The sequence below is a fragment of the Flavobacterium sp. UGB4466 genome, assembly GCF_903469665.1.
Lineage (GTDB): Bacteria > Bacteroidota > Bacteroidia > Flavobacteriales > Flavobacteriaceae > Flavobacterium > Flavobacterium lipolyticum.
Map to the genome: position 1 here is coordinate 1 of NZ_CAGKLC010000139.1, position 8,236 is coordinate 8,236.

Genomic DNA, 8,236 nt, shown 5'->3' on the forward strand with positions numbered 1-8,236 from the left:
AGCCTGTTGACAATACACAGATTTACATTGTAAATGAAAAGAATTCGCTTCAGCCGGTTGGGGTTTTAGGCGAGATTCTGATTGGAGGAGATCAGGTAGCACGAGGTTATTTAAATAAGGAAGCGCTAAGTCAGGAGAAGTTTATAACAAATCCTTTTAGAGCAGGAGAGCGTTTGTACAAAACAGGCGATTTGGGTCGTTGGCTACCCGATGGTAACATTGAGTTCATAGGGAGAAAAGACGATCAGGTAAAAATAAGAGGACACAGGATAGAACTTGGAGAGATAGAGCATGCTTTAGTAAAGCATGAAGCTGTAACTCAGGCGGTTGTTGTAGCCAGAGAGAACGAGTCAGCAGAGAAAGAACTTGTGGCGTATATCGTTTCTAATATTGAGCAGAACACAAGTGATTTAAGAGTTTATTTAAAACAGTCGTTGCCGGAATATATGCTTCCGGTGTACTTTGTTCAACTCGAGACCATCCCATTAACAGCCAGTGGTAAAATAGACAAAAAAGCATTACCGAATCCTGAGGGTGCGGGACTATCAAGTGGTGTTGCCTATGTAGCGCCACGAAATGAGCTGGAAGAGAGACTGGTAAATATTTGGGAAGAAGTACTGGAAAGAGAAAATATTGGGATCAATGATGACTTTTTTGCATTGGGAGGCCATAGCTTAAAAGCAGTTCGTCTGAGCAATGAGTATCAAAAGAAAATAGCAGTTAATTTATCGTTAGAAGAATTATTTGCGCACACCAGCGTAGCTTCTCATGTGGCTCTGATAGCATCTTCAAAAAGAGAAGAATTCATTAAAATTAAAACAATAACTCCTCAATCGGATTATGCGCTCTCAGATGCTCAAAGAAGACTATGGATTGTGAGTCAATCTGAAAAAGGATCGATAGCCTATAATATGCCCGATAGTATCAATCTAACGGGAGACTTCAATATCGAAATTCTTACCAAAGCGATAAAGGCAACAATTGACCGTCATGAATCTTTAAGAACGATCTTTAGAAAAAATGAGTCGGGTGAGATAAGACAATGGGTGCTTAACAGAGAAGAATTAGATTTTGAAGTAAAATATCAAGATTTCAGAAGTGATTTGGCTGGCCTGGAAAAAGCAGCAGCCTTTATAAATGAGGATTCATTTAAGCCCTTTGATTTGGAAAATGGCCCTTTATTTAGAGCTAATTTTATGAAAGTCACAGAGGATAGTTGTATTCTTTATTTCAATATGCATCATATCATTAGTGATGGCTGGTCAATGGGGGTATTGACTAAAGATGTCCTGACTTACTACGATGCATTTATCGGAAACAAAAAGCCGGAATTAATTCCGCTGAAAATTCAGTACAAGGATTATTCAGCCTGGCAGTTAGCGCAATTGAACGAGGTGTCTTTTCAAGCACATAAAACATTCTGGCTGAACAGACTCTCAGGAGAATTACCATTACTGGATCTGCCAAGTACAAAGCAAAGACCAAAAGTTAAAACCAACAACGGTCATTGTCTCCAAGCCTATATTAATGCAAATCTTACTGATAAATTAAGAAAATATTCGGAAAAGAATGGAGGAAGTTTATATATAGGGTTGTTGGCCTCTTGGAATATTCTAATGTACCATTACACCAACCAGAGAGATATAATAATCGGATCTTCTGTTGCCAGTAGAAATCACCCTGATCTTGAAGGTCAAATAGGTTTCTATTCTAACACGTTGGCACTTAGAACGCAGATTGAACCGGAAGAAAGTTTTCATGATTTTTTTAGGTCTGTAACAGATTCAACATTAAAGAGCCTTAACCATCAAATGTATCCTTTTATCAGGTTGGTAGAAGATTTAAATTTTCATGGTGATCCCGGTAGAAATGCCATTTTTGATGTTATGTTATTTCTTCAGAATAATGGTGAAAAAGTTAATAGAAATGAACTAAAAGAAACGGAAGTAGAGGCCATTACAGACAAAGGGCATCGCGTATCTAAATTTGATATAAACGTTGCACTTCAGGAAGTAAATGATTGTGTATCCCTGGATGTGACATTTAATCCCGATGTCTACGACAAAGACATGATAGAGGGGGTAATAAAACATTACAAACAATTATTAAATGCGCTATTAGAAACCCCTGAAGAAAAGATTTCACAAATAGAATATTTGTCTCACCAGGAAAAGTATGATCTTCTTCATTTTAACGATGCAGAGGATTTACACTATCCCGAGAACAAAACAATTATAGCATTGTTTGAGGAACAGGTGTCAAAAACGCCGAATGATATAGCACTCGTATTTAGAAATAAAAAGTTCACTTATAACGAACTGGATAAATTATCAAACCAGTTGGCACATTATCTGGTTGAAAATTATAAGATCAAGCCTGATAATTTAATAGGGGTGATGCTCAACAGAAACGAATGGTCTATTGTTTCAATTCTGGGTATTTTAAAAGCAGGTGCAGCTTATGTTCCGATCGATGCTCAGGACCCTTCTGGCAGAAAAGATTTTATAATTAATGATGCCTCACTAGTATTATTAATCACAGAAGTTAATTTTATTCATGATATTGATTATTATGAAGGAGATATTTTTGCAATTGATGTAGAATTTGACCCGGAAAACTATGCTTCGGATAGGCTTTCTGTAGTGCCTGAAGCGGATAATCTGGCTTATGTGATCTATACTTCAGGTTCAACAGGGAAACCAAAAGGAGTAATGATTACTTCAAGAGCAGTTGTAGATTATGCTTTTGGGGTATTAGATAAAACTAACATTAGCACATGTAAGTCATTTGGGCTCGTTTCTACAATTTCAGCCGATTTGGGTAATACAGTTATTTTTACTTCATTACTAATAGGTGCAGCACTTCACGTTATTGTCAAAGAGGATATCATCGATGCACATAAAATGCGGGAATTTGATTTGGATTGTATTAAGATGACTCCTTCACACTGGAAAGCATTGCAAACCAGTGAGGACGTTTTTATGCCTAATAAATGTTTGATTCTTGGTGGGGAACCATTTTCAGAAGAAATAATAAAATATATAAAACGCAGTGTTAGTACTTGTGAGGTATACAATCACTATGGGCCAACCGAAACTACGATAGGTAAATTAATAAACAAAGTTGATAAGAGTCAAAATGTAGCTAGAGTCGCTTTAGGAAGACCAATTGGAAACAATAAGGTCTATATTTTAGATGCCAATCAACAACTTCGTCCTGTTGGTTTACCGGGTGAAATCTGTATTAGCGGAGTAGGTTTGGCTAAGGGATACTTAAATCAAAAAGAATTAACCAAGGAAAAGTTTATCAATAATCCTTTTGTTGTCGGAGAACTTTTATACAGAACTGGAGATTTAGGAAAATGGCTGCCAAATGGTGAGATAGAGTTTATCGGAAGGATAGATGAGCAAGTAAAAATACGAGGATATAGGATAGAATTGGAAGAGATTAAACTTGCACTACTAAAATTGGATGTTATAGAAGATGCCGTTTTGATAGTCAGGGAAAATCAAAACAATGAAAACGAACTTGTGGCCTATATGGTCACCAAATCAGAGCAAAATGGGAATGATCTGAGAGCCCGTTTAAGAAAAACTCTCCCCGAATATATGCTTCCGGCCTACTTTGTAGTACTCCAGAGTATTCCGTTGACACTAAACGGTAAAGTAGACAAAGATTCCTTACCAGATCCACTAATAGCAGGTATTGATAATGGTGTAGAATATATTGCTCCCCGAAACGAAGTAGAAAGGAAAATTATTGAAATTATTGCAGACATTTTAGGAAAAAATAAAAGTCAGATAAGTGTTCATGATAACTTTTTTGATCTTGGAATCAGTTCATTGGGATTAATGAAATTATATGTTTTTATTCATAAAGAATTGAATTCAAATCTTCAGGCGGTTTCTGTATTTGAATTTACCTCGGTTAGCACATTAGCGACATATTTAATCAATGGAGTACAATCCAACGTTGCCGTGTTGGCAAAGAGTAGTATTGCTTCTGAAATGGATGATATGATTGATTTGATTTGATTTACAGTCATCAAGTCATTTCAAAGAAGGATTTAGACATCACCATACGAAGACTCTATTATGTCTCAGTTACGAAGTAAGTAGTTTGAAGTTTTTGTATTTTGAGATGTAATTTTATTTCAATAAAGCCTGAATAATAATATGAATAATAGATCTATAAAAAAGGATATCGCGATAATCGGTATGTCGGGACTATTCCCGAAGTCAAAAAGTATAATGGACTTTTGGAAGAATCTGGTAGACGGTAAGGAGTTAATCCAATTTCATGAAGATGAAGACCTGGAAAAGGCAGGAGTAGACCGGGATCTTATCCGTAATCCGAAATATGTAAAGGGTAGTTGTTTAATAGAGGAGCCCGGAAGTTTCGATTTTTCTTTTTTTGGATACACAAAAGAAGAAGCGGCTTTGATGGATCCACAAACCAGAATCCTACACGAACAGGCTTGGAAAAGTTTAGAAGATGCAGGATATAATCCTCATAATTATTCTCAGAAAATAGGGAGTTTTTTTAGTGCAAGTGATAATATAAATTGGAGGAATTATGTATCTCTTTCCACCACATTAAATGTAAACCCTTTTTTCATTAAGCATATATCAAATGTTAACTCTGTAAGCAGATTAATTTCTTACTCCCTAAATTTAAAAGGTCCAAGTTACTTTGTTGATACAGCTTGTTCAAGTTCATTAGTGGCGGTTCATATTGCTTGTCGAAGTTTGTTAATGAAAGAATGCACCATGGCAATAGCAGGCGGGGTAAGTATTGGATCAAATACAGCTGTTGGCTATTTGTATGAGGAAGGTTCTATTCTGTCTAAGGATGGTCATTGTAAAGCATTCGATCAGGATTCTTCGGGTACAGTACAAGGAGAGGGTGCAGGGGTTGTGGTTTTAAAAAGACTGGCAGATGCCTTAACTGACAGAGATCATATTTATGGCGTAATCCGATCCACTTCTGTCAACAATGACGGTAGCTTGAAGGTAGGTTATGTAGCTCCAAGTATTATCGGACAATATGAATGTATTGATACCGCCTTAAAAATCGCTGAGGTTGATCACACAGCTATTTCGTATATCGAAGCGCATGGAACTGGTACTAAATTAGGTGATGCGATAGAGATAGAAGCGTTGAATAGAGCTTTTAATTATGATACATCACATCAATGCAGCATAGGATCTCTAAAGACTAATTTTGGACATATGGATGCTGCTGCAGGAGTTAGCGGATTAATTAAAACAGCACTGTCTTTAGAAAAAAAAATGTTGCCGGCCTCTTTGCATTTCAAGACATCAAATCCGGATATTAAATTTAAATCCGGACCATTTTCCGTCAATGACAAATTAACGGAATGGGAGAGCGATAAGCCTCGATTAGCGGGCGTAAGTAGCTTTGGTATTGGGGGTACGAATGCACATGCAATTCTGGAAGAACCGCCTTTATCACAATTGGCAAGCGTTCCTACAGTATATCAACTTTTCCCATTTTCTGCTAAAACAAGATCTTCTTTAGAAAGTTATGGTCATTCCTTGAAAGATTTTTTAAGGGAAAATCAAAAAGTGAATATGGCAGATTTAGCCTATACACTTAAAACGGGAAGATATAGCCATAAGTTTCGAAATTTCATTATTGGAAAGGACTCTAAAGAGGCCATTGCACAATTAGAGGAGTTAGATTTTCGCCAGACTTTCAACGATAGTAAGCAGAAAGAAATCGTATTGATGTTTTCCGGTCAGGGAAGCCAGTATTACGGAATGGGGAAACAATTGTATTTGCAGTATCCTGATTTTAAATTAATTATAGACGAGGGTTTAAGAATTTTAAATGACGAAACAGGCGTTGACTATAAAGGTATCCTGGGGTACCATGAAGAAAGTGGTTCAGAAAGAGATAAGATAAATGACACCTGTTATACGCAACCGCTGCTATTTCTGTTGGAATACGGTTTTGCTAATTTTTTGCTGAAGTTAGGGGTTAAGCCATCACAAATGATAGGCCATAGCCTTGGTGAATATGTAGCTGCCTGTATTAGTGAAGTTTTTACTTTTGAAGAGGGGATTAGACTAGTGGTTAGACGGGCGCAGTTAATGAGTGAAGTAGAACGCGGTGCTATGTTGAGCGTTCCGCTTTCGGCTAAAGAAGCTATTGAGATGAGTCCGCCGGATATCGCTATCGCTGCAATTAATACAGAGAATTCCTGTGTTATTTCGGGGAGTTCTGCAAGTATTAAGACAGTTGAAGATTTACTTTCTGCTAAAGGAATAACATTTTCGAGGCTTAGAACCTATTACGCCTTTCACAGTGCGATGATGGATCCAATTTTAGAGGCCTACGAAAGGGAACTGAAAAAAGTAAACTTTTCATATCCTAAATATTCATTCATCTCCTGCACTACCGGGGAACCGATTAAAAAAGAAGAAGCAGTTTCTCCTAAGTACTGGGTAAAACATTTGCGGGAAACCGTCAATTTTTCTAAAGGGTTAGATTTTTTATTGAAAGAAGGCAATTCCATTTTTATTGAGATTGGATCTGAAAATACCTTATTGGACTTTTTACGACATAATACGAATTTTTATTCCGGTTTAGTTTTGGCTTCCGTACTCAAACATCCGACAGCCACAAAAGATGATTCTTATTATTTATTAAAAGCATTAGGGACTTTGTGGAGAAGTGGAGTACCTGTTAATTGGGATGAATATTATTCCGGTCAATCAAGAAATAAAGTTTCAGCGCCGACTTATTCATTTGATAAAATAGTTTTTCCAGCCAGAGTGAATCCAATGCAAATACTGATCAACTTGTATACCTCTGGTTCGATAGATAAGCTGAATAATGGAGAGGTTATTTCGCAAGTTGGCCGGGCTTTAGAATCGGATAAGGAAGCGTCAGAGATGTTTTTAGAAAACTTAGAAAGACCGGATATAGAAACTTTGTATGCTGAAGCCAAAACAGAAATAGAAAAAGAATTAGCAGAACTATGGAAATCTTCCTTTGGATATGAGAAGATAGGTGTAAATGATGACTTTTTTGAGCTGGGAGGAGATTCATTGAAGGCAATCACATTACTGAAAAGAGTTCACAAATCCTTTGATATTGAGATTACCGTGGGCGATTTTTTTGAAAATAGTAGCATAAGAAAACTTGCGAGAGAGATTGATTTAGCATTAGAAGTTAAAGAATTAAATAAAGCTGAGAACAAATCGGCGACGTCCAACCAAATACGATTGTAATTTATGAAAGAGTTGATTAGCGAACTTAAATCAAAAAATATTTTTTTATCCGTAGATAAAGAAGAGTTAGTTATTGATTTTGATGGCGATAACTTATCTCATGATTTAATCTCTAAGATAAAAGATAATAAGTTAGCGCTTATTAATTACTTAGGAAAGTATCACAACGATCGTAAATACACTGAAATTCCTGTACTTTCTTTAAATAATCATTATTCAATCTCTGATGCCCAAAGAAGACTCTGGATTTTGAGCCAATATGAAGGAGCCTCAGCAGCTTATAACATGATGGTAAGTATAACGTTAGAGGGAAAGTATAAATTGGCTTTATTTGAAAAATCATTTGATAATCTCATCGACCGCCATGAGATCTTAAGAACCGTTTTCAAAGAAGATGAGTCAGGAGAGATCAGGCAATGGATACTTGAAAGGGAAGATTTAGGGTTTACGATCGATTATCAGGACTTTAGAGAAGAAGCTGATAAGAAAGAAAAAGTAGAAGCCTATATAACAGCTGACTCCCATCAGGTATTTGATCTGGAAAAAGGACCTTTACTCAGAGCGGCCTTACTTCAGGTAGAGGAAGAGGAATATTGGTTCTACTTCAACATACACCATATTATTAGTGATGGTTGGTCAATGGAGGTATTAACCAAAGATATATTCAAGTACTATGTAGCCTGTAGGGAAGGGAAAGAACCTGATATGGAGGAATTGAGAATCCAGTACAAGGATTATTCAGCCTGGCAGCTGACTCAATTGAATCAGGAGTCATTTAAGGCGCATGGAGAATATTGGCTGGACAAACTCTCAGGAGAGCTGCCATTACTGGAGCTTCCAAGCAGCAAACAGCGACCAAAACTAAAAACCTATAAAGGTCATAGCTTAGGCGCTTATCTTGACAAAGCAACAACAGCTAAGCTAAAGGGATATGTGCAGGAGAATGGCGGCAGTCTTTTCATGGGCTTACTGGCCTC

At 36.8% G+C, this 8,236-nt stretch carries 3 protein-coding genes; all 3 read left to right on the top strand.

Translation table 11 applies throughout. The annotated features are described in order from the left end of the window. A partial coding sequence (locus JO950_RS20125; RefSeq protein ID WP_202704236.1) for a non-ribosomal peptide synthetase occupies positions 1–4,034 on the top strand: 4,034 nt, incomplete at its 5' end. 141 nt (positions 4,035–4,175) lie between these two features. Beyond that, entirely contained in the window at positions 4,176–7,259 is a 3,084-nt protein-coding gene (locus JO950_RS20130) for a type I polyketide synthase (protein ID WP_202704237.1), read from the top strand. A 3-nt stretch (positions 7,260–7,262) separates the two neighbouring features. After that, the coding region (locus JO950_RS20135) for a condensation domain-containing protein (protein WP_237732401.1) at positions 7,263–8,236 on the top strand (974 nt) is incomplete at its 3' end.